The sequence below is a fragment of the Thermoactinomyces sp. FSL K6-2592 genome, from assembly GCF_038006465.1.
GTDB classification, from domain to species: domain Bacteria; phylum Bacillota; class Bacilli; order Thermoactinomycetales; family Thermoactinomycetaceae; genus Thermoactinomyces; species Thermoactinomyces vulgaris.
Genome location: NZ_JBBOVH010000001.1, coordinates 835,891 through 861,616, shown reverse-complemented (window position 1 = coordinate 861,616; position 25,726 = coordinate 835,891). Strand labels below are relative to the sequence as shown.

Here is a 25,726-nt window from a genome sequence, read left to right as displayed (position 1 = left end):
AACTAATGAAAAGAGCTGAATCCGCAAGGGTTCAGCTCTTCTGCAGACACCATCCAAATTCAGTGTTTAAAAATAAAAGCAAGGAAAGAATTCGAAGTAATGGCTAAATGGACATGGAAATAAACTTGGTTTCCAGGAAGCTTTCCATCGCATAGCGACCTCCTTCACGGCCCAAGCCGCTTTCCTTCAACCCGCCGAAAGGTGCCTGGGTCTGGGTCGGGGTGCCGTCATTGACGCCGATGATGCCATATTCCAAGGCCTCCGCCACCCGGAAGCAGCGGCTGTTGTCCTTTGTATAGCAGTAGGCGGCCAATCCGTAGCGGGTGTCGTTTGCCATCTCCAACACGGCCTCTTCCTCTTTAAAGGGAATAATCGGCACGACGGGACCAAATGTTTCTTCATAAGTAATTTTCATATCCGGGGTGACATGGGTGATGACAGTCGGTTCCAGGAAAAATCCTTTGCTGTATTCCCCTTCTGTCAGCCTGTTTCCGCCAAAGATCACGCGGCCTCCTTTTTCTTTGGCATCACGGATGTGTTCCATCACCCCGTTTAATGCTTCTTCATCCACCAGCGGTCCGATCTCCACGCCTTTTTGGCGCCCGTCACCCACCTTGGTTTTTTTCAACCGTGCGACCAGTTTTTCCGTAAACGCATCCACCACGGACTCATGGACATACAAACGGTTGGTGCTAATGCACATTTGCCCGGAGTTGCGGTATTTGCTTTCAAAGAAACCGGCAACCGCCGCATCGAGATCGGCGTCTTCAAACACAATGAAGGGAGCGTGTCCGCCAAGCTCCATGCTGATCCGTTTCACCTGCTTGGCCGCACCTTCCATCAAATGCTTGCCGACGGCGGTCGAACCGGTGAAGGTGATCTTCGCCACTTTCCGGTTTTGCAACACTTCGTCGCCAAACTTTTCCGCCTTGGCCAGCACCAGATTGACCACGCCTTTGGGGAACCCGGCTTCTTCCATCAGCTCAAACAGCCGGACCGCGCTCAACGGGCTTTCCATCGCGGGTTTTAAAACGACGGTACACCCGGCGGCAAGTGCCGGGGCAATTTTTCTCGCCACCATGTTGACCGGGAAGTTCCAGGGAGTGATGGCGGCCACGACACCCACCGGCTGTTTGATGGCCATCAACCGTTTACTGCCGTCATAGGACGGGATGGTTTCCCCGTAAATCCGCTTGGCTTCCTCGGCATACCACAAGAAATTGTCCGCACTGCCCACGGCTTCAAATTTGGCTTCCCCGAAAGGCTTTCCCATCTCCGCCGACATCAGTTCGGCGAGCTCATTGCGGTGTTTCATCACCAGCTCGTACAATTTGGTGAGATATTTGGATCTTTGGCGTCCGGGCAACCGGGACCAGTCTCTGAACGCTTCATGCGCCGCATCAATGGCTTTTTTCGCATCCCGTTCATCCCCGTAACTGACCACTCCCACACATTCTCCCGTGGCCGGATTGAATACTTCCAGTGTTTCTCCGCTTTCTGCTTCCACCCATTCTCCCCGGATATACATTTTTTTGATCTCACTCATGGATTGGCCACCCTTTCTCCATTTGGATTTAAATCATTTTCAACGCTTCAAACGGATTTTTGCAGTTTTTGCAATATAAAATGCTCCGGCATGCGGCCGGCCCGAACAAGTTCTCCAGAGCGGTGTATGAAGAACCGCAATACGGACATTTCACTTCCCATGTTTCCTTTTGCTCATCCTTGCGTGGCGGCGGCATGATGCCCATTTTTTTCAGCTTTTCCCTTCCCTCATCACTGATGCGGTCGGAGGACCACGCCGGTTCGAGCAAAAATTTCACCCGGACCTCCCGGACCCCTTCCACCGCGCCCAGTTTCTTTTCAATCGCTTTTTTCATGATGTCCAAAGCGGGGCAACCGGCAAAAGTGGGCAAAACATCCACGGACACCACATCATCCTCGACACGAACCTGATGGATCATGCCCATTTCCACCATGCTGACCGTCGGGATTTCCGGATCCTTCACTTCTTGCAGCAGTTCCAAAAAAATCTCTTCCTTCCCTGCCACCCAGATCCTCTCCTTTACCAACGGGCTGTGGGATCCAGCCGGTAAACTTCTGACAAAGTATTTAGTGCCGCGGCGAGATCCGGTGTGTGCTCCCCGGCCCGTCCGTTCCATCCGGGCGCTTTCAGCCCGCCGGCCGGAGGCAAGCCATAGTCCTCAAAATCTTTGTTCACTTGCTCCAACCACCGCTTCGTCAACGGCTCTTCTCCTTCAATCAATCCGTATCGGACCATGGCGGAAGCTTCAGGCCCCAACTGAAACAATCCGCCTGCATCCTCCCACGCCCTTTCCGTCGCCTCCTTCAGACGGGACCGGGCTTCCTCCGTACTGTCGGCCAATTGTTTCATCCACACCCGCCAGTGAAACAGATGGTAATGGTGTTCCGTCAGGATTTTACGCGCCGACTGCTTCAGCGGAAGGTAGGAAGCATGGGACAAAGATTCAAACCGGATTTGCTTGAACACACTGTAAAAATACGAACGCACAATGGCATAAGCCCAATCATAGCGGGGTTCTTCCAGATAAAGGCCGGGGCCGTTCACCCGCTCCACCAGGACGGCATTACGGAAGTCTTCCGGCTTGCGGAGTTGTGCCAGATCATCGGCTCTTCCGGCCCCCAATACTTCCAACATTTCATAAAAGAGCACGGCATGTCCCATCATGTCTTGTGAAATGGAGGAAAAAGCGACATCTTCTTCGATATGGGGGGCCAGCCCCAGCCATTCCGATCCCCGGAAAGCCATAATGAAATCATCATCGGCGATTTGAAGCAGCAAGTCCTTCAAAGCCGATAAATATTCCGGATTCTGCTTGGCTTGCTCTGCCGATTCGACACGGAAATTGCTCACATGCTGACCCTCCTTTTACTTTCCCGAAGCATTTTTCTTCTCGTACCGCTCTTTGTGCCGGCGCCATTTCGATTGCAAATCGCCGTACCCTTTCGTTTCCCGGTAACTCTTGTTGTCCAGCTTTTCCAAGTACCGGCGCTGTTCCGGAGGCAAAACCCAGATATCGTCCCGTTTGACCACCCACAAATTGACGCACGGTTCACGCCGGAGGAAGTTTTCACGCGCCATGGACATGGCCACCTCGTGATTCGGGGCCAGCAAGCTGAACTGGTGGACAAAATGGGCATTCGGGCTTTTTTGGCTGAAGACTTCAAACACGAAAAAGTCTTTCTTTTCCTTGTCCCCGCTGGTCATACGCTTCCCCCCCAGACCGCGTTTCGTTGCTTGGCGAGCAGGGCATCACGCACCCATTTTCCTTCTTCATAAGAAATTTTTCTCAATCTCAGCCGCTCTTTGGATCGGGGCCCGTTTCCTTTGATGATCCGTTTGAATTCATTCCAGTCCGGCTGCCGGTAATGCCAACGGCCTTCTTTTTCGTCGTAATGAATGGTCTCATCCGGCAAGGTCAACCCGAGATGGAAAATCCGCGGAACATATTTGTGGAAAAACTCCTGCCTCAACTCTTCGTTGGTTTTGGAACGGATTTTATACCGGAGGTTCAGGCGTTGGTTACTGGAAATTCCCCCGTCTTCCGGCGGCCCGAAGAACATGAGCAATGCCGGCCACCAGCGGTTGACCGCCTCCTGCAACATCCGGCGCTGCCGGGGGGTTCCTTCTGCCAGGCTCAACACGATGCTTTCGCCGTGTTGCATGTGAAATTTTTCTTCGGCACAAATCCGTTGCAGCGCCCGGGCATAAGGCGCATACGAGGTGCTAAGCGACATCGTTTGCGTGATGATCGCCGCCCCGTCCACCAACCATCCGATCACTCCGGCATCGGCCCAGGTCGGCGACTCCATGTGGAACACATTGTGAAATTTTAATTTTCCGACAAATAAATCGTTCATCAGGTCTTCCCGGGTTTTTCCAAGCGGAGCCAGCAAATCTTCCGCCACCCTGAGCAACAATTGCCCATGCCCCATCTCATCCTGGACTTTGGCCATGATCGCCAGCTTGCGCCGTAACGTTGGTGCTTTGGGAACCCATTCTTTCTCCGGCAACGCCCCCATGACTTCGCTGATCCCGTGCATCGCGATCAATTTAATCAACTGCCGGCGGTAATCATCCGGCATCCAGTCATCCGCTTCAATTTTTTCGCCGCGCTCAATCCGGGCAAGAAATTCTTGCCGTTTTTCGTCATCGGGATGCCCATTGCCATGTTCCTGATCTTCCAACAGTCTCCGGTCATAGATATGCATCCACATCACAACCTTTTTATATAACGTTTGTTTAACGATATATTAACATATTGTAACATGTTTTTCAATGCATAAAATTCATTAATATATTTATTGTCAGAATAAATTAACACAAAAAAAGAAGGGAGAATCTCCCCTTCTTTGTTTAGCGTCCACTCTTGGATTCTACTCCGGAGCACTTTTGAAAACACTCAGGAAAAACCGGACCGCACCGGGATGCAACAGCTCATAATAATGGCGGAATATCCGGTCCGCCTCCCGTCCCGTCCAAAAATCGGGCAACAACTCTTCCGGCAGGCTCGGATCAATAAACAAAAATTTGCGATATTCGTGCACCAGTTTGGTTTTCTCCACAAAGCATTTTGCATCCGATATGTCTTCCTGGTTTTTCACTTGTTCTTTCAATCTTTCATATTGCGGTTGATAGTGGCTGATGAATTCTTCGTAGGCCTTGTTGATTTCATCCAGATTCCAGCATTTTTCCACCAACTGCTTATCCGTGCTGACGCCGAGATGTTCGGACCGGAAGACTTCAATATATTCGCTGGCATCATAAGATTCGGCAATTTCTTTGACCCGGTCGGCCAAGTCATTCGGGCTGATCCACACGCTGTTGGCCAGCATGCCAAAGCCCATCCAAGACAATTCTTTTCGCAATTGATCCCGTTTGGCCCTCTGCTTTTCCGGAATGTTGTAATGAATGATGCACCATTTTCCGTCCCACCGGCCCGGGGATTGCTTATAAATCCGGGCACTGGCTTCATTCATCCGCTTTTTTCCGCGGGGCGTCAAAGAGTAGTAGGAGCGGTTGCCGACTTTGCGCGCTTTCAGCCATCCCTGGCTGGCAATGCGGGATATGGCGACGCGCACGGCTTGTTCGGACATGCCGAATCGCCCCAATAACCGGGTCAAACTGCCCACCCAGATTTCCCCGCCAAAATGGCGGACATATTCGCCATATATCGTAAAAATCATCGATTGAGGCTTCAATCTCTTTCAACTCCATTCAACCGTTGCCTGTTTTTCTCCATCTCAAACCTATTCGCCTATTATAACAAAAAAATATTTCAAATGTTGAACGGAGTTTGTCAACTTTCTTCTGTGACTGTTATCGGGCTCTTGGTTATAACCTTTCTATTATCGTGGCAATGCCCTGTCCGACCCCGATGCACATCGTCGCCAACCCGTAGCGCACACCCCTCCGCTCCATTTCATACAGCAAGGTGGTCAGAATGCGTGCCCCGCTGCATCCCAAGGGATGGCCGATGGCAATGGCTCCCCCGTTGACATTCACCCGGGCGGGATTCATCCCCAACTCGCGGATGCAGGCCAGGGATTGGGCGGCAAACGCTTCATTCAATTCGATCAAATCGATCTCATCGATGGTGAGACCGGCCTGTTTCAACGCTTTTTTCGTGGCCGGGACCGGCCCGGTTCCCATGACGGACGGATCCACACCGGCCACAGCCGAAGCCACCACACGGGCCCTTGGCTTCAAGCCGAGCTTCACGGCCGTTTCCATTTCCATCAGCAACAAGGCGGCGGCCCCGTCATTGATGCCGGAAGAATTGCCGGCCGTGACCGTCCCGCCTTGGCGGAAAACCGGTTTCAACCGGGACAACTGTTCAAGGGTCGTATCCGGACGGGGATGCTCATCCTCGGCAAAAAGGGTGACCTGCCCTTTATGCCCGGGGATTTCCACCGGGACAATCTCGCTTTTGAACTTGCCTTCCTCCCGGGCTTTGGCGTATTTTCGCTGGCTTTCCAACGCAAAGCGGTCCTGTTCTTCCCGGCTGATGCCGTATTGTTCCGCCACATTTTCCGCGGTTTCCCCCATGCTGTACGGATAATACATTTCGGCAAGCTTTTCATTCACAAACCGCCAACCGAGCGTGGTGTCATACAGTTTTTGCTCTCCGCGCGCAAAACCCTTTTCGGGTTTTGGCATCACATACGGAGCCCTTGTCATGCTTTCCGTTCCGCCGGCAACATAAACTTCTCCGCGCCCCGCTTCAATGGCATTGGCACACTGATTCACCGCTTCCAGTCCCGAGCCGCACAAACGGTTTACCGTCACTCCCGGCACCGTCACCGGAAGGCCCGCCAGCAACAAGGACATTCTCGCCACATTCCGGTTGTCTTCACCGGCTTGATTGGCACACCCCAAGATCACGTCGTCAATCCGTTCCAAAGGGATGTCGTTTCGTTCCATCAGATAGCGGATCACCACGGCTCCCAAGTCATCGGGACGGACCTCTTTCAATGCGCCGCCGTATCTTCCGATGGCTGTCCGTACGGCATCCACGATCACCGGAATTCTCATCGTTCGTCCCCCCTTGTCGATGGCCGGGCCGCTTCCCCGGAATAAGTATAAAATCCCTCGCCGCTTCGGACGCCAAGCATCCCGGCCAGCACCATTTTCCGGAGCAAGGGAGCCGGCCGGTACCGTTCTTCCGCCAAATCCCGATGCAGTCCGCGAATCACCGCGTAAACCTCGTCCAAGCCGATTTGGTCAGCCCATTCCAGCGGTCCGTATGGATAATTCGTCCCTTTTTTCATGGCAATATCGATGTCTTTGGGGGTTGCGGTCCCCTCCATCACGGCAAAAACGGCTTCATTGATGATGAGTGACAAAACCCTCGGAAAGACCAGTCCGGTCTCATCTTGCACCACAGCGGTATTTTTGCCCAGCGACTGAAAAAACGCCTCCGCCCGTTTCAACGTTTCCATAGATGTCCTGAGACCGGGAGCCAGCTCCAGCAATTTCCGTTCCGACAACGGACGGAAGGTGCCAAAACCGCAAACTCTTTCCGGATTCCGGGTCCACGACGCCACTTCGGTGGCCGACACTCCCAATGAAGTCGTGAGAATGGGAACATCCGGCGGAAGCTCCCGGTCCAGCTTTTGGATCACGGCTTTTTTCAATTCCAAGTCGAGATTGGAAACTTCAACGGCGAGCCCGATCTTCTGTGCATCGTTTTCAACGGTTTTTTCTGTCACCACTTCATAATTCTTGTCCGTAAAAAGTTCCTTCAATTCAGGAAGCAGCACACTCTCGCCCGTCAGCAAAACGGTGTTACTTGTCGTAGTCATAATATCCCTCACCTGACTTCCGGCCGATGGTTCCCGCCTGAACCATCTTTTGTTGAATGCGGCTCGGCTGAAACCGGCGTTCATGGAAAAAACCGGAGTAAACCGACTCGGTCACCGCAAAATTCACATCGATGCCGATCAGATCCTGGAGTTCAAACGGCCCCATTTTAAATCCGCCGGCTTCGGTGAGAATGCGGTCGATTTGCTCGACGCCGGCCACCCGGTCTTCCAAGATGCGGAGCGCTTCATTGTAGTAAGGCCGGGCCACGCGATTGACGATGAATCCCGGCGTATCATTGGCATACACCGGCACTTTTCCCAGATTTTGCGCAAATTCATAAACAAACTTTGCCTGCTTTTCGCCCGATTTCTTCCCCCGGACCACTTCCACCAGCGGCATGACAGGAGCCGGATTGAAAAAGTGCATCCCCAGAATCCGCTCCGGGTTCCTCAGGCCGCCGGCAATTTCGGTAATGGAAAGCGAAGAAGTATTTGTCAAAAGCAAGGCATCGGGCCGGCAAATTTCACTTAACGACCGGAAAATTGATTTTTTCAGGTCCATCCGTTCCGAGACCGCTTCGATCACAATGTCCGAGTCCGCCAACTTCTTCAGGTCTTGTACAAATTGGACGGACCGGAAAACCGACGCTTTTCCCTCTTCGCTGATTCGTCCTTTCATGACGTCTCTCGATAAAACCGATTGAAAATAAGCTTTGGCTTTTTCCAGCATCGTCGGATCCACATCCAGCAATAAGACCCGGTGCCCTTTTTTGGCGCAAACCAGGGCAATCCCCGATCCCATCGTGCCTGCCCCGACGACGCCAATCTGATATCCGGTCACAAACTCCCCTCCTTGTCCGGTTTTGGTTTCCCTTCCATTCCTCTTCCGCCGATGCTTCAGCCTGCAGTTGCATTGTTCCGGTTGTCCACCACCCGGATCGCTTTCCCCTCACTGCGCGGGATGGTGTGCGGTTTGCAAACCTTCAACAAGATGGAAACCCCCAGCGTGCTTTTCATGGCATGCCCGATCTCTTTGGACAGCTTTTCCATTTCCGGACTGTTTTCTATATCCCCGCCCTGCTCCATAAATTCCGGGGTGACTTCGCAGTGCACTTCAATCCGGTCCAACGCCCCTTCCCGTTCCACCACCGCCTGATAATGGGGTGCCAGTTGCGGAAAACTCAAAAGCACCGATTCGATCTCGGTCGGAAAAACATTGACACCGCGGATGATCAGCATGTCATCCACGCGCCCTTTGATCCGCGACATCCGGAGGGTTGTGCGTCCGCATTTGCATTTTTCCGGATGAAGGGATGCAATGTCGCCCGTCCGGTAGCGGATCACCGGAAACGCTTCTTTGGTCAACGAAGTGAAGACCAACTCTCCTTCAGCACCATCGGGAAGCACTTCCCCGGTTTCAGGGTCAATCACCTCCGCCAGAAAATGGTCTTCCGCAATGTGGAGTCCGTCCTGCGCTTCGTGGCATTCAATCGCCACACCCGGCCCCATCACTTCGCTCAATCCGTAAATGTCCACTGCTTTGATGCAGAGCTTTTCTTCCAACTGCCGGCGCATTTCCTCTGACCATGGCTCCGCCCCAAAAATGCCGTATTCCAGGCTGGTTTCCCGGGGATCCATTCCCCGCCTTTCCATTTCTTCCACGAGGTTCAGGATATAAGAAGGCGTTCCGGAAATGCCGCGGGGTTTGAAATCTTCAATCAGCGTAACCTGACGGGGCGTGTTCCCTCCCGAAACCGGAACGGCCGTCATACCGAGGTATTCCATTCCATAGTGCAATCCGAGGCCACCGGTGAATAAACCATATCCATATGCATTATGAAAAATATCACCCGGACGGCCGCCGGCACAGCAAATCGCCCTGGCGACAATCTCTGCCCAATTTTCGATATCCTTTCTCGTATAACCGACCACCGTCGGCTTTCCTTTGGTTCCGGAAGAGCCGTGAATGCGAATCACTTTGCTGAGATCCACCGCAAAAAGTTTAAACGGATAGTTTTCGCGCAAGTCTGTCTTTTTCATGAACGGCAAACGCCGGATGTCTTCCAAGCACCGGATGTCTTCCGGTTTCACCCCGGCACGGTCGAAATTTTCCCGGTGGAAAGGAACGTTATCATAGCAACGCTTTACCGTTTCTTTCAGACGAGCCAGCTGAAGTTTTTGCATGTCCTCCCGTGATGCGGTTTCCATCGCTTGATTGAATATCACCAGAATGTCCCTCCCTTTCGGCCAGGCCGACGGTTACTCTCCCCGAAACACCGGCTTCCTTTTTTCACGAAATGCTTCCAACGCTTCCACCCGGTCTTTGGTGGGGATCAACACCTCATACGCTTTGGACTCCAGATCCAATCCGCTTTGCAGATCCAACCCGACTCCCCGGTCGATGGCATATTTCGCCTGATACACCGCCAGCGGGGCGTTGGAAAGCATCTCACCGGCCAAGGAACGGCACAGCTTAAACAGATGATCGCGGTTTTCGGCAACCCCGTTTAATATGCCATATTCCTCCGCATCGTTTGCCGTGATTTTCCGGGCGGTCAAGATCAGTTCCTTGGCCCTGGCCAGGCCGGTCAACCGCGTCAGCCGCTGTGTTCCGCCGGCTCCCGGAATGATCCCCAGACTGACCTCGGTCAGTCCCATCCTGGCTTCCTGTACGGCAAACCGGAAATCACATGCCAGTGCCAACTCAAACCCTCCGCCAAAAGCATGTCCGTTGATGGCGGCAATGGTGGGTTGCGGAAGCCTCTCCAGTGCCGAAAACACCTCCCGGATTTTTTTCACATTGCGGCGGACTTGCTGTTCATTCAGGGTTCTCCGCTCTTTCAAATCCGCTCCGGCGCAAAACGCTTTTCCTTCTCCGGTCACGATGACGGCCCGGGTTTCTTTGAGATCCTGTTCCAGTTCGCCAATCACTTCCCCGAGCCGAACCAAGGTGGAGTAATCCAAGGCATTCATCCGGTCCAGGCGGTTCAGCCGGATGATCCCCAAATAGCCTTCTTTCTCCAGCAATACCGTTTCTTTTCCCATCATGCATGGCTCCTTGAGTGAAAATTTTCATTCATGTTTGGGCTGGATGCGGGCATACGTGCCAACCGCGACCGCCACCAGCTTTCTGTCACCGGTCCTGACCCGGGCTTCCATCACGATGATCTTCAATCCCCTTTTGATCACCTTGGCCTCGGCAATCAAACGGTCGCCTCTTGCCGGTGCAAGGTAATTGATTTTGCTTTCCACCGTGACGCATTGTTGCAAACCGTTGACAGGCGGAGCCGCCCCGTGCCCCATAGCGACATCAGCCAACGTGGCCGTCACGCCGCCATGCACCACGCCCTCCATGCTGTTGTAAAATTCCGGGCGGATTTTTAAAGATGCCGTGCATCCTTCTTCATCCAACTGCTCGATCTCAATGCCAAGGGCATGGTTAAAACGATTGATCACCGTTTCGTTTGTGGAATGCTCACTTACATTTTTCATCTCAAACCACCTGTCCGCATCATTTCGGTAGCGCTTTCAAACAACGATACACGAACCGATCTGAATACTATGAATTCATGTTGGAGGGACGCCAACCGCATGCACACACGGTTGACATCATGCCGCCTGTTACACCACCTCGGCAAAATGCATTTGCACCAGTTTGCCGGCAAACGTCATCAAATCTTTGCCAGCCGCTTTTCCTTCCGGGGATGCCAGTGCCGCATTCAACGCCTCTTTGGTTTCAAAATACATTTCGGCCATCAAATACAGGTCACTCTTCCCGGCCGGAGAACCGTAAATTTTATTCACTTCCAGTTTGATAAGCCCCGGCATCTTTTCAGCCAACGGAGCATGGACATTGTAATAATGCTCGTCAAATTTCTCCTTGTCTTCCGGCTGACGGTAAATCGCAATTAATTTTACCATTTTGAATTTTCACTCCCCTTAATGTTTTGGGTTATTCTCCATATAACATAATTTAATATAACGTTATAAAAACGTTGCTCTAAAATTAAGTATAAACTTTCAGCCTCTTTTCAGTCAATTAGTTTTTTCTTTCATTTTAGAATATTCACTTCAATCATCCTTTTCTTTCAGCCGATTAACCACTTTTTGCAGCGTTTCATCCGGCTCCGGTTTCGGATGGTTATGACCCAACTTCATCTTGTCTTGTTCGCCCTGTTCCTCCTTTGCTAGAGTGAAAGAAGACTATTAAAGGAGCGATTTGATGCGAATTCGATTTGTGTTTGAGATCCCGGCGGAAACATCACTTCCTTACCATTATCCATATGCCCTGATGAGTTACTTTTACCACGCCGTCAGGATGGCGGATCCGGATCTGGCTGAGTGGTTGCATCAGGAAGGCATCCCCTATGAAGGACGAAAATACAAGCCGTTCGTTTTTTCCCCCCTCGCTTTTGACCATTGCCGGAAATCCCCCGGACAAATGCGGGTACAGGGAAAAGCGACATGGAAAGTGGATTCGATTCATCCTCCCTTGTTGCAAGCACTCTGCCAAGGCATCCAAGCACTCAACCATTTACAACTGTTTTCACACCGTTTTCCTTTGCACTCGATTCATTTTGAGGAACGGCCCCGTTTCGAATCTGTCATGAATTATCGTTGTTTGGGGCCAGTGGTGTTTCCTGTCCGCAAAGAAGGGAAGTTGGTGTTTTGCCATCCGCTGGAAAGCGATTTTTATGACCAAATTCGAACATCCCTCCATCGTTGGGCCAAATTGAAATGGGGAGTGGATGACTCCAACCCGGCTCCCATTCGCATCCGTTTGCTGAATCCCGGACACTTTCGCCTTGAACAAGCTGCCACTTTGATCGACATCAAAGGAAAAAAGACCAAAGGATACCAAATGCCTCTGCAAATCCATGCATCCCCCCGTATTCAGGAAGTGGCAATGGAAGCGGGAATCGGGAGTTATACCAATCAAGGCTTTGGCATGTTGGAACCCCTGTCCTGATCGTAAACGGGATTTTCAACAAACCGGCCATAACCATTGGAAGTTTTGGCCCGAGCCCGAGCCGCAAACCCTGTATGCGCCGGTTTTCATTAGGAATAAGAATCGATCGGATCAACACCCTTTCGGTAGTAATCACCCTAAAGGACATTGATGATATATGTGATAAAAGGTGAATCCATTTTCTGTCGGATGCGGGTTGCCCAAACCGACAGCCAGCCGGCTGGTCAGTTTCATATATAATATGGAGCAAAAAATAAAAAACCAGGGGCGTTTTCCCCTGGTTTCATTCTCTGATTTCAACTTGCTTTTGCTTCCTGATGGCTGACCGGCACGGCTTTTAAGCGCGGAAAGCGGAACAGGATGGACAATACGGCGCAAACGGCGATCAAAGCCGGATAATAGGAATAAGCCAAGATGCTGACCGGCGAGATGGAAGCAATCCCTGCAGCAAGCAACATTTGCGGCCCGTACGGGATCAGTCCCTGTACACTGCAGGAAAAGATGTCCAACAAGCTGGCCGATTTCCGTCCGTCAATTCCGTATTGGTCCGAAATCTCTTTGGCGAGCGGTCCGGTCATGATGATGGAGATGGTGTTGTTGGCCACGCACAGGTTGGTCAAACTCACCAGACCGGCAATGCCGAACTGCGCCCCTGTTTTCGTCCGCACTTTGCTCGTCAACAAATTTAACAAAAACTGAATGCCCCCGTAATGCCGGATCAATTCCACCATCCCGCCGATCAACAGCACCAGGATCGACAAGGATTGCATGCCGGTGATCCCTTCTTCGGCATGTTTCACCAAGGAAAGCCATGTGTAGCTTCCCTCAAACAGTCCGATGGCTCCAGCAAAAACAATGCCCAAGATCAAAACGATCAATACATGAACCCCGAGCAAGGCCGTAATCAACACGGCGATATAAGGCAGTGTCTGGAGAATGGAGAAGTCTTGACCGCCGGCCACACTGCCTTGTCCGCCCCCCGTGAAAAAGAAGAGAATCGCTGCGGTCAAGATGGCGGCGGGCAACACAATCAAAAAGTTGGCTTTAAATTTGTCTTTCATCCGGATCTTTTGGGTACTGACCGCTGCAATCGTGGTGTCGGAGATAAAGGACAAGTTATCCCCGAACATGGCTCCCCCGATCACCACCGCCATGGACAAGGCCAGTGCAATGTCCGCCTGTTGGCTGATTCCGACCCCGATCGGCGCGAGTGCCACGATCGTTCCCATCGATGTTCCCATCGCCAACGAAATGAAGCAGGCGATCACGAACAGTCCGACCATCAACCAATTGGCCGGCAAAAGGTTCAGGGCCAGGTTGACCGTGGAATCCACGGCGCCCATGCCTTTGGCCACTGCCGAAAAGGCACCGGACAACAAAAAGATCAAGATCATCATGATGATATCCGGATGGCCGGCTCCACGAAAATAGTGTTGCAATTTCGATGCCAACGACTCTTTGCGGTGCATGCACAAGGCCAACACCGATGCAATCATCACGGCAATGATGGCCGGCATTTTGGTGAAATCACCGGTATAAGCCCCCACACCAATAAACAAGATCAAAAACACGGCAAAAGGCAATAAAGCCCATGGATTTTCTCTGTTTTCCAATCGTCTCTCCCCTTTATTAAAAGAAAAGACCTCTTCGATGCATACGAAGAGGTCTTCTGTCTCCATGTTATTGAAAACCTCTTCTTATCTTCCAAGCTTCAAAACGCTTGCTGGAATTGGCACAGTACTCCGAAGAGCCCGTTGCCGAGGTTTCATCGGGCCAGTCCCTCCACCTCTCTGGATAAGAAGATCGGGTGTTGGATTTCGATGTCATGAATGATCTTTTGACATCATAATACGCAATCCTTTGTTTGTCAATTGATTGGATGCTTAAAAAATATGGAAAACAGCCGGCTGGATTCGCCGGCTGTTTTCTGCCATTTATCATTTAATTGAGCCCTAACTGTGACTTCAGTTCGCTCTGTTGTTTTTTCAATTGTTTCCACTCTTCGTAAAGATCATATTGTGCCAAAAATTCATGTCTTTCTTTTGCCAGCAAGTATTCTTGTTGAACGGAATAGAGACGCTCTTCCAGTGCTTTTAACTGTTCGATCATGCGAAGCACCTCAATTCTTTTCATTTGGTTTGACGAGAGTCAACAAATTATTACCCGTTATTCAATATATTAAACCCAAAATTTTGTCTAAATTACCAAAGGGTTTGTCTGATTGAAAGAAAAAAAGGAAACATCCCGGCAAAAAGCTGACAAAAAACAGAGGACAAGGTCAAAAACCGATGTTGACCTGCGTCGAATTTTTGATAGAATGAAAACCTGACCCATCACAGATTGATAAACCGAAGGGAGTAAACGGGTATGTCCATGCAACCACAATATATGCCGTCTTTTCTGGAAGAATTCCGCTCCATGAAGCTCGAGATGATGATTCGTGACCTGCATAAATTGAGCCATGAAGAATTGATCTATATCAAAAAAGAAATTGATGAGATCCTTCATTCCGTCAAAGAGTAGGATGGATTGCAATGAGCCAGCCAACAGAGAAGCTGTTGATCGAAACCTACAAGCACATTAACGAATCGCGCAATTTAATCGAGCAACTCATTAATCAACTCGGGCAAGAACAACCGTTTATCCACCATCTGCCCGACGACATTCAACATCTTATTCGTGTTGCTTTGGAATTATCACCCGATCAGCGAAAAACCTTGCGTTTGTTTCTTGAATCTTTAAAACAAGAATGACCCCAGCTATTACTTTGAAAAGTAATTACTGGGGTCATTTTTTGGAATTGTCTGTTCAAACATGTTGATCCGGATAAAGAAGTTGGAAGATCTTGCGGGACAAAACCGATGAACGAAAATACCGGTACATTTTGGCCGCATCGACAGCGGAAAACAATCCGGTTCCGGGAACCACCCATTCTTCATCGCGAAAGCGGATATAATCATGTTCCTTCAGTTTTTCCAACACTTCACGGCACCGTCCGGCACTTCCCAAATAGTTTTCAAATATATTGATAAACCGTTTGATATGTACCGCGTCTGACTCATTTTCTTCTCTTAAATCCGGATCCAGCTTCGGGTAAATCAATAACCCCCAAAAAATCACCAATGCGGCACGTTCGGTTTCATTCCAATGGCGATGGGGGAGTTCCTGGTCGCTTAAATCTCGTTGGGTTTTGATTCTATGACGTGAAAATAAAAGAGAACTGATTTCTTGAATCGACAACAGTGTCATTACTCCACCCCTTTCATCGTTCATATCAACCTATTCTTTTTCTCTCTTAATAAGGGTTATGGGCAAAATTCCCAGTTTTCATACCTCCGTCGCCAAGAAAATGATTTTATTATATAATTTCAGATGGATTTCCTTAAATTTTCTGGTCTGTGAACGAAAAAACAAGCCCGGTTCCTTGTTAAACATTAATAATTACCCTTGCTTATAAAATGGGCAGTGGAAAAGATTACGGCTTTTCTGTTATATTTATAAGTAAAGATTTTAAGGAAAATTATCTTCGGAAGGAGTTTGCACCGAATGTTTTTTGAAACAAAAAAAGGGAAATATACCGAAGAAGAAAACGAGTTGATTATAAAAACAATGAATAAAGGTTTAAAAGAAGGTAAAAAAGAACGGGAAATTCTAAAAGAACTGTCTGAACAATTAAAACGCGGATATTCCGGAGTGATGTCCCACGTAAGAAAGCTGAGGTCGGAATATCCAGATCGTTTTCACTCTTTAGAAAATTCGCCGGACGGCGGGAACCGCCTGAACAGCTGGGAAAAAGAAGAAGAAGAATTGGTCATTGAAACCGTCAATGAATATTTGGAAGAAGGAAAGTCCCTCTCTGCCGCGATCAGCGAACTGGAAAAGAAACTTTCCCGTACCCAGGGAGCCATCTACCAACGGATTTATACCTTAAGGCGAAAACATCCCGAAAAATTCAAACACCTTCCCGTGCAAAGACCCCGGCGCCGCCGGCAATTGCATGATTGGCCGTTTCATCCGTCACTGCAACAGGTGAACCAGTCCTTTCCCGTCCCATCCAAGGATCTTTCCGGAACCAATCAACAATTGACATCTGCTTTTCATCAAATGCATACATATCAACAATCTTTAATCACTCCTTCCGATGACAGGACGGATCATGCATCATCTCTGACACCAGAAGAAGAGCTGGTCTTAAAAGCTTTTGAGAAAAAATACGGGCGCCCCAACAATGAAGCGAAATCCAAATTACTCTCTCTCATGCGTACATACGGGACCACCCGGGTTTCGGTGGCCATGTTCACCTTGACGGAAGACAAGGCTTTTCCCAGCCATATTATCGAGTTTTTGGAAAAACACCTGATCAATCACAAGTTCTTGTAAAAAGAAAAAGCACGAACCCGCACCGGTCCGTGCTTTTACTTATACCTGGCCTTTCAATTTCACCGGAATGCTTGCATTGATGATGGTCGTTCGTTCTTTGGATTGCGGAACCACCACCACTTGTCCGACCACATCGTAACCAAAATCATCGCATAACTCGATCAGCCGTGCGCGAAACTCTTTGAGCTTTTGTTCGTTGATGTCCGATCGTTGATAGCTGAGCACCAATGACAACCGATCATCTGCCGTCATGGCCGTTGGTTCATCCTTATCCCGATTAAACATGTTCAAAAAAGCCATCCTTGTCACCTCAAATTTCATTAAGCGATATGAAACAACCTCTTGATCCTGGTGATAATCGTGGAAGACTCCAATTCCAAAAACGGCACTTCTTCTCCGATCAACCGGCGGGCAATGTTGGCAAACGCTTTCCCGGCCAACGATTTGTGATCCAAAATAACCGGCTCCCCGGTGTTGGAAGAACGGATGATGCGTTTGTCCTCCGGAACAATGCCCAAAAGATTGATGGCGAGATGGCTTTGTACCCGTTCCACGCTCAACATGTCCCCGTCTCTGACCATTCCGGGTTGCACCCGGTTCACGATCAAGTCGATTTGCCGGATGTTCGCCGACTCCAACAAACCAATGACCCGGTCCGAATCCCTGACAGATGGAATCTCCGGATTGACAACAAGAATGGCCCGGTCCGCGGAAGCGATCGCGTTACGGAATCCTCCTTCGATCCCTGCCGGTGAGTCGATCAAAATATAGTCAAATTCGTTCCGCAACTCATTCACAATCGCTTGAACCTGTTCAGGTGAAACCTCTTCCTTGTACCTGGTTTGCGCCGCGGGCAACAACGCGAGCTGATTGTACTCTTTATGGCGAACCAGGGACTGGCGCAATTTGCTTACCCCTTCGATCACATCGACCAGATCATAGACGATCCGGTTTTCCAAACCCAGCATCAAGTCCAGCTTGCGCAATCCGATATCGGTATCCACCAGGCAAACTTTATAACCCAACTGAGCCAAACCCAATCCCAGTGAAGCAACGGTCGTCGACTTGCCGACGCCTCCTTTGCCGCTTGTCACTGTAATCGCCACAGACCTGTGGTTCATCATCGATTCCCCTTTCTCGCCCTCATATGTACTCCGCTTCAACTTTTCTCTCCACTTATCCTTTTCTATCCATTAAAATTATCGAACCAATCCGATCCTTTTTTTGTCGAAGAAAGTCTGTCAATGCCACCGGATCTACAATATTCTCCATTTATTGTAGCAAAACTGTAAGAATAAAAAAAGTAAGAAATCAGCTTCTTGGCAAAAAATGTCTCTGCCGATTTCCTACTTTTGGAATCAGTTGGCTAATTCAGTTCTTTTCCCTGTTCAAACCGTTCGAGTTCCTTTGATAAAAAACGCCAAACAAACAAGACGGCCGCCATGTCATCGATATATCCCACCATCGGCAACCAGTCAAAGATCACATCGGTCGGCAGGATGAAATAAAGAAGGGCTGCTCCCACCAACCCTTTTTTCTTCATGCTGACGCCGGGATCGCGGAAATAATGGTACATGACCTTCAACTTGTGAATCAATGCCTGAATTCCGCCGACACTTTCCACTTTGCGGTTGAACTGGTCGATGATCTTTTTTTCTCCCTCTTTTGTCATTGCTTCTTTTTTTAACACCTGAAGCATGGCGATGATTTTATTTTTTTGCTTCATGGATGCTCCTCTCCTCAATAGAAGCGTTTTTGGCAATGGGGGCAGCTTTGGTCATCGGGAGCGATTTGGCGGGCACAAAAAGGGCAGATGTAAATTACGGAAGACACCAATGCTTCCGGTTTCCCCCCCTCCGCCTCGTCCGATGCCAAATCCAAAGGAACCCGTTCGGCTTCCTTGCGGGAAACAATCTCCTTTTTCTTTAACTCTTCCAGCTCTTTGGTCAACGCTTCGAGCCGTTTTTGCTGATCCCGGATCGATTCCAAAGAAAGGACAATGCTGTCCGTCAATTCGAGATTCCCATGTTCCTCCCAGTGGCGATAGACTTGCCATCCCAGTTTGCTGACCTCGTGTTCGATATCTTCTTTTTTCCCTTTTATCCGAAGTGTTAAGCGACTCATCTCCAACATTTTTTGAGATTTTTGGCCGGCCGTCTCCACACTTTTCTCCAGTTTTTCCTTCAAATCCTGAAAAAAGTTCAACAGAATCTCTCCTCACAAAAAATCATCATTGCTTTATCTATTGTATGGAAGAGAGGCGGAAAGAAACAAGCCAAAACCTCCAAATTCGTTTTTTTGTCAGGCCGATTTGGCCGCCTTGCGGGAATGGGGATCCCGGACTTTCTTGCGCATCACCGCATTAAACCAAAAAGCATTCAGGATCAAAATGAGGCCGGTCACCGGAAAAACGCCACGGATACCAAACCATCCTGACATGGCGCCGTAGCAGATGGGACCGAGCAAATTGCCGATGCTGTTGGCACTGGTGTAAAAACCGTATGCGGTGCTTTCTTTTCCCGGGGGCGAAAAACGGCGGATCAATGTGTTCAGCGAAGGCAACAATCCTCCGACGCAAAGCCCCAACAAGAAACGGAGAATCAACAGCTGCCAAATGTTGGTGACCGCCATATGCGGGATAAACAGCAGTCCGGAAGCAATCAAAGCCATAAAAAGAACACGGTCTGACCCGTAACGGTCGGCGGTTCTGCCCAATATCGGGGAAGACAGCATGTTGGAAACGCCTGTCATCGCCGTCACCAATCCGGCAAAAAAGGCGACGTGCCCGTGCGCTCCCAATTCATCCACAAACAAAGACATCAGCGGTGTCGGGCCGACATTGGCAAATTGCAACAACAAACCGACTCCGAAAAGAAGCAGCAACGTGCGCTGATTCAGCACAAAAAGACCGTCCTTCAAAACCGATTGTTTCGGCTGGACGGAAGGATCCGGTTTTTTCTCTTCCTTGACCGCAAACAAAACCACCAACGACGCAGTCAGCAACATGGCAGACGTGAGAATGAAGTTATTCCGGTATCCGACCAACTCGGCCAAAACCCCGCCCATAAAGGGACCGATGATGGATCCTGCGGTTGCCCCGGCTTGCAACATCCCCAACACATAACCGCTTTTTTCTTTCGGGGAGTTGGTCGCCATCAATGAAATCGAGGCCGGAATAAACCCGGAAACCATCCCGTTTAAGAGGCGAAGGAAAAAAAGCTGCCAATGGGATGTGGCCAGACTCATGAGAAAGATGGCAACCGACATGCCAAACCCGGAACGCAAGATCATCATTTTTCTGCCGTACCGGTCAGCCAGATTCCCCCAGATCGGCTGGACAATAATCTGGGACAAAAAGTTGATCCCAAAAATCAAGCCAGCCCATAATTGGACTTGCTTGGGATCCGTCATGCCCAGTTCTTTCAAATAAAGCGGAAGAAATGGCATGATCATGGTCATCGATCCTAAAACCAAAAACTGCGACACCATCAAAATATACATGTTTCGCTTCCAGACCGGCATCTTCTCTTACTCCTTCCGACATGGTAAATTTCGAAATACGAAATAACAGACAACAAAAAAACTGTCACTGGATGTGACAGAAATGAAAGTATGGACATCATGATTTATGAAAGTCAAGGCAAATGTTCCTTCTTTGCGATCTTTCAACGCGTTTTACAAACGGTAATTGCTCAATGCGGTGGATGACCTGATCCGCAGATTTTTCATCAATGTAAAGGTAAACGTACTTTAATCGTTTGGAAATGTAATGAATGTTTCCCATGCGACCCAACGAACGGGCTGACTTCAGATCATTGACCCAAACAGCCAAACCTAATCTTTCCGCAATATTCATGCTTGGTAACTCCTTTTCTTCGGAACGTGTCCGGAGGGCGCCATTGTTTGGATAAAAAAACAGCCTAATATCATGTTAACACTCTGTTAACAATTATTCAATGCGCGAAATACACCAAATATAAACAAGGCAGAGAAAAACCCAAAGGCGCTTTCTCTGCCGGCTCGTTCTATTTCAACAAGGGATAAAATCAAGAGGAAGAGTGGCTTGCACATCCGCCGCGACCTTTGGCCCCGATGGGGAAAACCGGATCATTGCCCGGCACCTTCACGGATTCGGACACGGCATGGGCGATGGTCCTGGAGACTTCATGCAACAGCCGGTCCAGTTGTTCCTCGGCCAACAAATACGAATGGATGGCCGGGTGTTTCCGTAATTTCTCCTGCCACTTCACCGCCTTTTCCTTGGCCTCGTGATAATTGGGATGAAAGATGCCAAACCGCTGGGCTTCTTCAAACTGATCCTTCACTTTGTGGAATTCCCGGATCAATTTTTGCGCTTCCTGATCTTCACTCAGCCGTCGTTTGGTCCGCAGGTACTCTTCGACTTCCGGCGATTCGTTGATTTTATCCGCCAAATGATATGCTTCAAGCAGTATGGTCGCCATGTCCAGTGTTTCCATGAACACCCCTCCTCCTTTTTATTGTAATGGATTTTCCCGCGATACAGAAGGAGAGGGCAACATCTGGAAAGCTTCCACTTCACCCAAATGAATGTTTTTTCGCTCGGTTCCAACCAGCGCCTCCATCATCCATTTGCCATTTTCATAACGCAAATGTTCCGGGTACACTTCCATTTTTCGCCCCTGATGCTCCATGAAAAGCGGCAATCCGTGAGAAATGCTTTGCCGGACCATTTCCCTGGCCATGTTGATTCCATATGGCCTGAGCCCGGAAAACCAAGCCTTGGGCAAAGGAACAGGCTCCGGTTTCGGAACTTCGACCCGGCAATCCCGGATGCCCTCAAAATCGGTTTCCAGGTTTTCGGCTTTACCAGACCATTCCTTTTTTTCCATGATGGCTTCCCGGTTCTGCTGTTTCAGCCAGGCCCTGACTTTCCCTGGTGTTTCTTTGATAAAATACTCGGACCCGTTCAGTTTTTTGACTTCCCAGCCGGCCTCTTCCAACCGCACCGGCCAATCTTTTGCCCCGTCATCGTTTTCGATTTTCAGGCACGTCCATGTTGACAGGGTGACGGCACCGATTCTTTTTTTGAGATCAAGGAGCCTTTCCGTAACAGAAGACGGAACATCCCCCGCCCATGCTTCCAGTTTTTCCAGAATCTTGTCCACCGTCCGTCCGTATTGGAGCCCTCTGACCAATGACCTTTCGTTGATCTCGTACACAAGCATGTAATCCCCGCCCATAAAATCCGCCCACAAGGAAAGTTCATGACGCTTTTCCCACGGAAAATGAAACGGGACATAAACTTCCGGTGCTGGATCGACATAGACCGGCATTTCGCCTGGATCCACCCACTCCCTGGGGGGATAAGACATCCATCGGAAACAAGTTTCTCCTTTTTCCGTCCTGCCCGACTCCAACCAGCCCATGCAAGCCATCGGGGTGATAAACCCCTCTTGCAACCGTTTGATGAATTGAAACGGCATCTTCAGCGGCACCTCCGTTTTAAGACGGCGCCAGAATTGTTCCAATCCCCACCACGTTCCGGCCGGCAATTGTTCCAAAATCAAGCAGAATCCGTCCAGCTCCGGGTGATCTTTCAAAAGGACATGGCGAACGGCATCATACAATTGGCCGACACTTTTTGGCCAAGGGGTGGAAAGCCAGCTTTTCCACCTTGTTTGATGAACGGCAACATGTTTTTTGGTCTCTGTGACCAATCCGAGCAAACGGGCGGTTTCCAGCAGAAAACCGGACCAGCCGGGCCAGGATGCATGAACGTCGTCCAAATCCAACTCGACATCCATTTTTTTCAGATCTTTTTTGGAGAGATGGCCGGTCCGATTCAACAGCCAAGGTTCATGGCTTAACGATGTCAAAAAGTGAAAAAAGGCCTGGCTTGCTTTCAAAGGATTGGATTGGACAGGAATGACGCGTTCTTCATCCAATGGGCGAAGAGACTGAGCGACAGAAATGGACCGGGCCCAGGCCACCCGGATCTCCCAAGGCACATAATACATCCGCTCCATATGCCGGTTCCGCAGGCAATAAATCCATCCCCGCCCGCAAGCCGCATCCAGCAGATGCTGATATTCCACTTTGGAAAGTGGCAGGTTTTTTTCCTGATGCAGGGCTTGTTTTTTTATTTTTCCCTTCTTCAAAAAGACCGACCAAAACCACCGGTACGTTTTTCGGTCCATCTTTTGCAGGCAATCCTGATAATAAGCGGGATCGGTCAGTTTCTGTTCCATCGCAGCCAATGACTCTTCTTGAAGATCCAGCGCGTTTGCAATCTGTTTTCGTTCCGCGTCGGATAAGGAAGTCAAACAATACCGGAGCTCTCTCACCCGCATCATTATGTTCCCCCCCACTTTACGACGAAATAGTGATACCCTTTTTCCCGCAAAAAGGTTTGGCGTTGCCATGCATATTCCTGATCCAAGGTGTCCTGGGTGACCAGCTGATAAAAATAAGCTTTTTGTCCGTTTGCTTTCGGCCGTAAAATCCGCCCCAAACGTTGGGCCTCTTCCTGGCGGGAACCAAACGTTCCGGACACTTGAACGGCCACTTTCGCATCCGGCAGGTCGATCGCCATATTCGCCACCTTGGAAACAAATAAAACAGAGATTTCCTTTTTCCGAAACTTCCTGTACCACTCTTCCCGTTCCGGTTGCGGGGTGGAACCGGTGATGAGCGGGGCGTCAAAACGCTCCGCCAAAGCTTTCAGTTGATCCACATACTGGCCGATCACCAAAATTTGCTCGCCCTGATGTTTTTTTAAGATCTCTTGCAAGACCTCCTGTTTCAGCGGATTTTCCGCGGCCAGGCGGTACCGGTGGCGTTTTTCGGCGGTTTGGTAAACCTCTTTCAGTGAGTCGGAAAGCGGAACACGCACCTCATGGCAAACCGCTTCCGAGATCCATCCCCCTTCCTCCATCTCTTTCCACCGGGAAGCATAAATCACCGGCCCGATGAGCGAAAATACATCCTTTTCCCGACCGTCTTCCCGGATCAATGCCGCTGTCAACCCGAGCCTCCTTTTGGCTTGCAAGCCGGCGGTGACCCGAAAAACCGGTGCCGGCAACAAATGCACTTCATCATAAATGATCAGTCCCCAATCTCTTTTCGAAAAAAGGTGCATATGCAAAAATGCACCCGTTTTTCCGTCTCTTTTGGTCAACATTTGGTACGTGGTGACCGTGACCGGGGCGATGTTTTTCGTTAAAGATGTATACTCTCCGATCCATTCTTCCGGCAAGTCGGTTTTCTCTTTCAATTCGCGGATCCATTGTCGGCAGGAGGTGACATTCGGGGTCAGAATCAGCGTCTCTTTTTGAATCTTTTCCATAATGCCAAGGCCCACCACGGTTTTTCCCGAGCCGCACGGCAACAGGATCACCCCGCTTGTCCGCCAGCTTTGCTCCGGATGGCAAAAAGCATCCACCGCTTGTTGTTGGTATTGACGCAATCCGGGAAAAGAAGGGTGGGTTTTCAAGCGCAGGGAAAGCTGTGCTCCTTCGGAAGAGCCGATGGCATCCAAAGGCGGATAACCCCAATCAACACATTTCTTTTTCAGCAATCCCCGATATTCCATCGGAATCACAAGGGTATTTTTGTTCTTTTGAAGAATACATTTCATAATCTCCGACAATTGTTTGATGCGTCGAATGATCTTTTCTTCCGGGCACATCAAAAGAAACGTCTCTTTGCTGTCTTTCTCAAACCGGATCAAACCAAAACGTTTCATTTCCGTTTTTATTTTTTGCACCAGTCCGGAAGAAAGCGGAAATTTGGCATGTTGTCGAAGCCACATCACGAGGCTGTCCGGATCGGATCCGTCGGCGGCGGCTTGCCACAGGGAGCATTCATCCCAACGGTACGTGTACAAAACATCCGTTTCTTTGACACACCGGGCAAACTGATCCAGTTTTTGAATCACATCCTGAATTCCCGGAGCCCGTTTTTCTGCGAGAATGATCCCATTGTCCCTGACGATCAATGGTTTGAAAGCCAACCCTTTTCACCTCCTGTCCCCGAATTGGTGACCGGTTGAAAGAATGTTGAAACTCCCGGTCATAAAAAAACGTCTATCCCATAAAAGCAATTGTGGGGTGAAAAACCAATGCACACTTTCAAATCCATTGTCTCCGTTTTTATTTTTTGTTTGCTGGCCGGTTGCTCAACCTTCGGTCAAGAATCTGACACGGGAGGAACGGTCATGGAAGAAATCCCTTTTCAAGTCGTCTCTTTGGAACAGGTGCCGTCTCAACTTCAAAACCAAGCTCAAGAATCGCTGCAATCCCCCGGGGAATCCATCCGTCTGCTTTCAGCCGACTCCAAAAAATATGTCATTTTAGGTTTGGGAGAAAAGCCGACGGCGGGCTATAAAATTGACGTGAAAAAAGTGGAGCAAAAGGGCAACAAACTGGTGGTTCATGCGCAAAAACACGAACCGTCCAAGGATTCTTTCCAAGCGCAGGTGATCACTTATCCTGCCGTTATTATTGTCACAGAACCCAAAAATCATGTGGAACACGCCGAAGTTCATTGGCTTTAAATCAAACGGAGCCTGTCAAATCATTTTGACAAGCTCCGTTTTTTCTTATTGTTTCGGTTCTTTGACCCGTTCCGGACTCCGGTCGGGAGCGTGCGGTTCTTCTCTTCTTTCGGGTTCCGGATCCCGGGGCGTCATGATTTCCGGTTGTCGGGGCTGAGCAATTTCCGGTTCGCGAATCACATCCGGCATTCTCATGATTTCCATTCCCTCCTTCTGTCCGTAGTGTGTCCGTATCGTTTGGTTTTCAATGATCTTGTTTTTTCCAAAAAAAATTCCCTTTGCATAAAACAAAGGGAAAACCCGGTCGGGTCACTTTTCTTCCTTCTCGTTTTTTTCCTGATTCTGATAAGCCCGGAACCAAGGGGATTCCGGGGATTCGGGCGATTCCCAGGCCCGGGGGTTGTTCCGGCGCGGCCTTTGCCATTGCCACTGATATCCTTGGTCATCTGGTGGAAACATAGGATATGACATCCCGGATTGAGGAGGCGGACCAT

General features: G+C 49.7%; 32 protein-coding genes and 1 riboswitch. Of the genes, 5 read left to right on the top strand and 27 right to left on the bottom strand.

Features of this window, described 5'->3' with window-relative positions; genetic code table 11:
- Positions 1-103: 103 nt before the first annotated feature.
- From NYE37_RS04625 to NYE37_RS04565, 13 genes are all read right to left on the bottom strand, one after another.
- Positions 104-1,546, bottom strand: a complete 1,443-nt coding sequence (locus NYE37_RS04625) for an NAD-dependent succinate-semialdehyde dehydrogenase (protein WP_049720432.1) — start codon at positions 1,544-1,546, stop codon at positions 104-106.
- Between the two features lie 28 nt (positions 1,547-1,574).
- Entirely contained in the window at positions 1,575-2,051 is a 477-nt protein-coding gene (paaD, locus tag NYE37_RS04620; RefSeq protein ID WP_231564599.1) for a 1,2-phenylacetyl-CoA epoxidase subunit PaaD, read from the bottom strand.
- 14 nt (positions 2,052-2,065) lie between these two features.
- The gene (gene paaC / locus NYE37_RS04615) at positions 2,066-2,896 is read right to left on the bottom strand and encodes a 1,2-phenylacetyl-CoA epoxidase subunit PaaC (RefSeq protein ID WP_236533676.1); all 831 of its coding nucleotides are present in this window, start codon (positions 2,894-2,896) and stop codon (positions 2,066-2,068) included.
- A 15-nt stretch (positions 2,897-2,911) separates the two neighbouring features.
- The gene (gene paaB / locus NYE37_RS04610) at positions 2,912-3,250 is read right to left on the bottom strand and encodes a 1,2-phenylacetyl-CoA epoxidase subunit PaaB (protein WP_049720435.1); all 339 of its coding nucleotides are present in this window, start codon (positions 3,248-3,250) and stop codon (positions 2,912-2,914) included.
- Entirely contained in the window at positions 3,247-4,254 is a 1,008-nt protein-coding gene (gene paaA, locus NYE37_RS04605) for a 1,2-phenylacetyl-CoA epoxidase subunit PaaA (protein ID WP_340711839.1), read from the bottom strand. Before paaA ends, paaB begins: the two co-directional genes overlap by 4 nt.
- 165 nt (positions 4,255-4,419) lie before the next feature.
- Positions 4,420-5,244 carry a phenylacetic acid degradation operon negative regulatory protein PaaX gene (gene paaX, locus NYE37_RS04600; protein WP_049720437.1) on the bottom strand — a complete coding sequence of 275 codons (825 nt, stop codon included), beginning with the start codon at positions 5,242-5,244 and terminating at the stop codon, positions 4,420-4,422.
- Positions 5,245-5,377: 133 nt separating this feature from the next.
- Positions 5,378-6,577, bottom strand: a complete 1,200-nt coding sequence (gene pcaF, locus NYE37_RS04595) for a 3-oxoadipyl-CoA thiolase (protein ID WP_037995553.1) — start codon at positions 6,575-6,577, stop codon at positions 5,378-5,380.
- Entirely contained in the window at positions 6,574-7,347 is a 774-nt protein-coding gene (locus tag NYE37_RS04590) for a 3-hydroxyacyl-CoA dehydrogenase family protein (protein ID WP_037995555.1), read from the bottom strand. The genes pcaF and NYE37_RS04590 overlap by 4 nt, the downstream gene beginning before the upstream one ends.
- Positions 7,331-8,188, bottom strand: a complete 858-nt coding sequence (locus tag NYE37_RS04585; RefSeq protein WP_340711838.1) for a 3-hydroxyacyl-CoA dehydrogenase NAD-binding domain-containing protein — start codon at positions 8,186-8,188, stop codon at positions 7,331-7,333. Before NYE37_RS04585 ends, NYE37_RS04590 begins: the two co-directional genes overlap by 17 nt.
- A gap of 56 nt (positions 8,189-8,244) precedes the next feature.
- Positions 8,245-9,573, bottom strand: coding sequence for a phenylacetate--CoA ligase PaaK (paaK, locus tag NYE37_RS04580; protein ID WP_037995560.1), 1,329 nt, complete (start codon positions 9,571-9,573; stop codon positions 8,245-8,247).
- A gap of 33 nt (positions 9,574-9,606) precedes the next feature.
- Positions 9,607-10,392 carry an enoyl-CoA hydratase-related protein gene (locus NYE37_RS04575; protein WP_340711837.1) on the bottom strand — a complete coding sequence of 262 codons (786 nt, stop codon included), beginning with the start codon at positions 10,390-10,392 and terminating at the stop codon, positions 9,607-9,609.
- A 27-nt stretch (positions 10,393-10,419) separates the two neighbouring features.
- Positions 10,420-10,839 (bottom strand): PaaI family thioesterase, encoded by a 420-nt coding sequence (locus tag NYE37_RS04570; RefSeq protein WP_049720439.1) that lies wholly within the window; start codon positions 10,837-10,839, stop codon positions 10,420-10,422.
- A 129-nt stretch (positions 10,840-10,968) separates the two neighbouring features.
- A complete protein-coding gene (locus NYE37_RS04565; RefSeq protein ID WP_037995564.1) occupies positions 10,969-11,268 on the bottom strand; it encodes an EthD family reductase in 300 nt (99 codons plus the stop codon).
- A 301-nt stretch (positions 11,269-11,569) separates the two neighbouring features.
- Between NYE37_RS04565 and cas6 the strand changes: the two genes are divergently transcribed.
- Positions 11,570-12,316 (top strand): CRISPR-associated endoribonuclease Cas6, encoded by a 747-nt coding sequence (gene cas6, locus NYE37_RS04560; RefSeq protein WP_062843104.1) that lies wholly within the window; start codon positions 11,570-11,572, stop codon positions 12,314-12,316.
- A gap of 296 nt (positions 12,317-12,612) precedes the next feature.
- On the opposite strand, the gene NYE37_RS04555 is transcribed toward cas6, so the two are convergent.
- Together NYE37_RS04555 and NYE37_RS04550 are read right to left on the bottom strand one after the other, a co-directional pair.
- Complete coding sequence (locus tag NYE37_RS04555; protein WP_232335455.1) at positions 12,613-13,929, bottom strand: Na+/H+ antiporter NhaC family protein; 1,317 nt, start codon at positions 13,927-13,929, stop codon at positions 12,613-12,615.
- An 81-nt stretch (positions 13,930-14,010) separates the two neighbouring features.
- Positions 14,011-14,117: riboswitch (SAM riboswitch) on the bottom strand.
- Between the two features lie 140 nt (positions 14,118-14,257).
- Positions 14,258-14,425, bottom strand: a complete 168-nt coding sequence (locus NYE37_RS04550) for a hypothetical protein (protein WP_156097735.1) — start codon at positions 14,423-14,425, stop codon at positions 14,258-14,260.
- A 258-nt stretch (positions 14,426-14,683) separates the two neighbouring features.
- Between NYE37_RS04550 and NYE37_RS04545 the strand changes: the two genes are divergently transcribed.
- Positions 14,684-14,839, top strand: coding sequence for a hypothetical protein (locus tag NYE37_RS04545; RefSeq protein ID WP_156097736.1), 156 nt, complete (start codon positions 14,684-14,686; stop codon positions 14,837-14,839).
- A gap of 11 nt (positions 14,840-14,850) precedes the next feature.
- Positions 14,851-15,069: a hypothetical protein gene (locus tag NYE37_RS04540; RefSeq protein WP_037995567.1), complete on the top strand. Its 219-nt coding sequence runs from the start codon at positions 14,851-14,853 to the stop codon at positions 15,067-15,069.
- A gap of 55 nt (positions 15,070-15,124) precedes the next feature.
- On the opposite strand, the gene NYE37_RS04535 is transcribed toward NYE37_RS04540, so the two are convergent.
- Positions 15,125-15,565, bottom strand: a complete 441-nt coding sequence (locus NYE37_RS04535) for a hypothetical protein (RefSeq protein ID WP_037995568.1) — start codon at positions 15,563-15,565, stop codon at positions 15,125-15,127.
- Positions 15,566-15,862: 297 nt separating this feature from the next.
- Between NYE37_RS04535 and NYE37_RS04530 the strand changes: the two genes are divergently transcribed.
- Complete coding sequence (locus tag NYE37_RS04530; protein ID WP_037995570.1) at positions 15,863-16,696, top strand: hypothetical protein; 834 nt, start codon at positions 15,863-15,865, stop codon at positions 16,694-16,696.
- A 39-nt stretch (positions 16,697-16,735) separates the two neighbouring features.
- On the opposite strand, the gene NYE37_RS04525 is transcribed toward NYE37_RS04530, so the two are convergent.
- The 9 genes from NYE37_RS04525 to NYE37_RS04485 form a co-directional block, all read right to left on the bottom strand.
- Positions 16,736-16,987 (bottom strand): hypothetical protein, encoded by a 252-nt coding sequence (locus NYE37_RS04525; RefSeq protein ID WP_131470915.1) that lies wholly within the window; start codon positions 16,985-16,987, stop codon positions 16,736-16,738.
- Positions 16,988-17,016: 29 nt separating this feature from the next.
- Positions 17,017-17,817, bottom strand: a complete 801-nt coding sequence (gene minD, locus NYE37_RS04520; RefSeq protein ID WP_049720442.1) for a septum site-determining protein MinD — start codon at positions 17,815-17,817, stop codon at positions 17,017-17,019.
- 245 nt (positions 17,818-18,062) lie between these two features.
- Positions 18,063-18,422 carry a YkvA family protein gene (locus tag NYE37_RS04515; RefSeq protein WP_049720443.1) on the bottom strand — a complete coding sequence of 120 codons (360 nt, stop codon included), beginning with the start codon at positions 18,420-18,422 and terminating at the stop codon, positions 18,063-18,065.
- 14 nt (positions 18,423-18,436) lie between these two features.
- Positions 18,437-18,901, bottom strand: a complete 465-nt coding sequence (locus NYE37_RS04510; protein ID WP_037995575.1) for a zinc ribbon domain-containing protein — start codon at positions 18,899-18,901, stop codon at positions 18,437-18,439.
- Between the two features lie 96 nt (positions 18,902-18,997).
- Complete coding sequence (locus tag NYE37_RS04505) at positions 18,998-20,218, bottom strand: MFS transporter (RefSeq protein ID WP_037995576.1); 1,221 nt, start codon at positions 20,216-20,218, stop codon at positions 18,998-19,000.
- A gap of 97 nt (positions 20,219-20,315) precedes the next feature.
- A complete protein-coding gene (locus NYE37_RS04500; RefSeq protein ID WP_037995578.1) occupies positions 20,316-20,552 on the bottom strand; it encodes a YlbG family protein in 237 nt (78 codons plus the stop codon).
- A 190-nt stretch (positions 20,553-20,742) separates the two neighbouring features.
- Entirely contained in the window at positions 20,743-21,174 is a 432-nt protein-coding gene (locus tag NYE37_RS04495) for a YlbF family regulator (protein ID WP_037995580.1), read from the bottom strand.
- An 18-nt stretch (positions 21,175-21,192) separates the two neighbouring features.
- Positions 21,193-23,031 (bottom strand): helicase-associated domain-containing protein, encoded by a 1,839-nt coding sequence (locus tag NYE37_RS04490; protein ID WP_340711836.1) that lies wholly within the window; start codon positions 23,029-23,031, stop codon positions 21,193-21,195.
- A complete protein-coding gene (locus NYE37_RS04485) occupies positions 23,031-24,689 on the bottom strand; it encodes a DNA repair helicase XPB (RefSeq protein ID WP_198050817.1) in 1,659 nt (552 codons plus the stop codon). The genes NYE37_RS04490 and NYE37_RS04485 overlap by 1 nt, the downstream gene beginning before the upstream one ends.
- Before the next feature lie 204 nt (positions 24,690-24,893).
- On the opposite strand from NYE37_RS04485, the gene NYE37_RS04480 reads away from it, so the two are divergent.
- Positions 24,894-25,232, top strand: coding sequence for a protease complex subunit PrcB family protein (locus NYE37_RS04480; RefSeq protein ID WP_170151235.1), 339 nt, complete (start codon positions 24,894-24,896; stop codon positions 25,230-25,232).
- Positions 25,233-25,277: 45 nt separating this feature from the next.
- Here NYE37_RS04480 and NYE37_RS04475 read toward each other — a convergent pair whose 3' ends face one another.
- Positions 25,278-25,427: a hypothetical protein gene (locus NYE37_RS04475; RefSeq protein WP_156097737.1), complete on the bottom strand. Its 150-nt coding sequence runs from the start codon at positions 25,425-25,427 to the stop codon at positions 25,278-25,280.
- Positions 25,428-25,541: 114 nt separating this feature from the next.
- Entirely contained in the window at positions 25,542-25,691 is a 150-nt protein-coding gene (locus NYE37_RS04470) for a hypothetical protein (RefSeq protein ID WP_156473329.1), read from the bottom strand.
- Between the last annotated feature and the right edge of the window lie 35 nt (positions 25,692-25,726).

What these genes read in the sequence shown, in the direction of transcription:
- NYE37_RS04625 (WP_049720432.1), bottom strand. Translation starts at nt 1,546, where the DNA reads ATGAGTGAGATCAAAAAAATGTATATCCGGGGAGAATGGGTGGAAGCA.
- paaB (WP_049720435.1), bottom strand. Translation starts at nt 3,250, where the DNA reads ATGACCAGCGGGGACAAGGAAAAGAAAGACTTTTTCGTGTTTGAAGTC.
- paaA (WP_340711839.1), bottom strand. Translation starts at nt 4,254, where the DNA reads ATGCATATCTATGACCGGAGACTGTTGGAAGATCAGGAACATGGCAAT.
- pcaF (WP_037995553.1), bottom strand. Translation starts at nt 6,577, where the DNA reads ATGAGAATTCCGGTGATCGTGGATGCCGTACGGACAGCCATCGGAAGA.
- NYE37_RS04590 (WP_037995555.1), bottom strand. Translation starts at nt 7,347, where the DNA reads ATGACTACGACAAGTAACACCGTTTTGCTGACGGGCGAGAGTGTGCTG.
- NYE37_RS04575 (WP_340711837.1), bottom strand. Translation starts at nt 10,392, where the DNA reads ATGGGAAAAGAAACGGTATTGCTGGAGAAAGAAGGCTATTTGGGGATC.
- NYE37_RS04570 (WP_049720439.1), bottom strand. Translation starts at nt 10,839, where the DNA reads ATGAAAAATGTAAGTGAGCATTCCACAAACGAAACGGTGATCAATCGT.
- NYE37_RS04565 (WP_037995564.1), bottom strand. Translation starts at nt 11,268, where the DNA reads ATGGTAAAATTAATTGCGATTTACCGTCAGCCGGAAGACAAGGAGAAA.
- cas6 (WP_062843104.1), top strand. Translation starts at nt 11,570, where the DNA reads ATGCGAATTCGATTTGTGTTTGAGATCCCGGCGGAAACATCACTTCCT.
- NYE37_RS04550 (WP_156097735.1), bottom strand. Translation starts at nt 14,425, where the DNA reads ATGATCGAACAGTTAAAAGCACTGGAAGAGCGTCTCTATTCCGTTCAA.
- NYE37_RS04545 (WP_156097736.1), top strand. Translation starts at nt 14,684, where the DNA reads ATGTCCATGCAACCACAATATATGCCGTCTTTTCTGGAAGAATTCCGC.
- NYE37_RS04540 (WP_037995567.1), top strand. Translation starts at nt 14,851, where the DNA reads ATGAGCCAGCCAACAGAGAAGCTGTTGATCGAAACCTACAAGCACATT.
- NYE37_RS04535 (WP_037995568.1), bottom strand. Translation starts at nt 15,565, where the DNA reads ATGACACTGTTGTCGATTCAAGAAATCAGTTCTCTTTTATTTTCACGT.
- NYE37_RS04530 (WP_037995570.1), top strand. Translation starts at nt 15,863, where the DNA reads ATGTTTTTTGAAACAAAAAAAGGGAAATATACCGAAGAAGAAAACGAG.
- minD (WP_049720442.1), bottom strand. Translation starts at nt 17,817, where the DNA reads ATGAACCACAGGTCTGTGGCGATTACAGTGACAAGCGGCAAAGGAGGC.
- NYE37_RS04515 (WP_049720443.1), bottom strand. Translation starts at nt 18,422, where the DNA reads ATGAAGCAAAAAAATAAAATCATCGCCATGCTTCAGGTGTTAAAAAAA.
- NYE37_RS04505 (WP_037995576.1), bottom strand. Translation starts at nt 20,218, where the DNA reads ATGCCGGTCTGGAAGCGAAACATGTATATTTTGATGGTGTCGCAGTTT.
- NYE37_RS04500 (WP_037995578.1), bottom strand. Translation starts at nt 20,552, where the DNA reads ATGAATATTGCGGAAAGATTAGGTTTGGCTGTTTGGGTCAATGATCTG.
- NYE37_RS04495 (WP_037995580.1), bottom strand. Translation starts at nt 21,174, where the DNA reads ATGGAAACACTGGACATGGCGACCATACTGCTTGAAGCATATCATTTG.
- NYE37_RS04490 (WP_340711836.1), bottom strand. Translation starts at nt 23,031, where the DNA reads ATGATGCGGGTGAGAGAGCTCCGGTATTGTTTGACTTCCTTATCCGAC.
- NYE37_RS04480 (WP_170151235.1), top strand. Translation starts at nt 24,894, where the DNA reads ATGGAAGAAATCCCTTTTCAAGTCGTCTCTTTGGAACAGGTGCCGTCT.
- NYE37_RS04475 (WP_156097737.1), bottom strand. Translation starts at nt 25,427, where the DNA reads ATGAGAATGCCGGATGTGATTCGCGAACCGGAAATTGCTCAGCCCCGA.
- NYE37_RS04470 (WP_156473329.1), bottom strand. Translation starts at nt 25,691, where the DNA reads ATGTTTCCACCAGATGACCAAGGATATCAGTGGCAATGGCAAAGGCCG.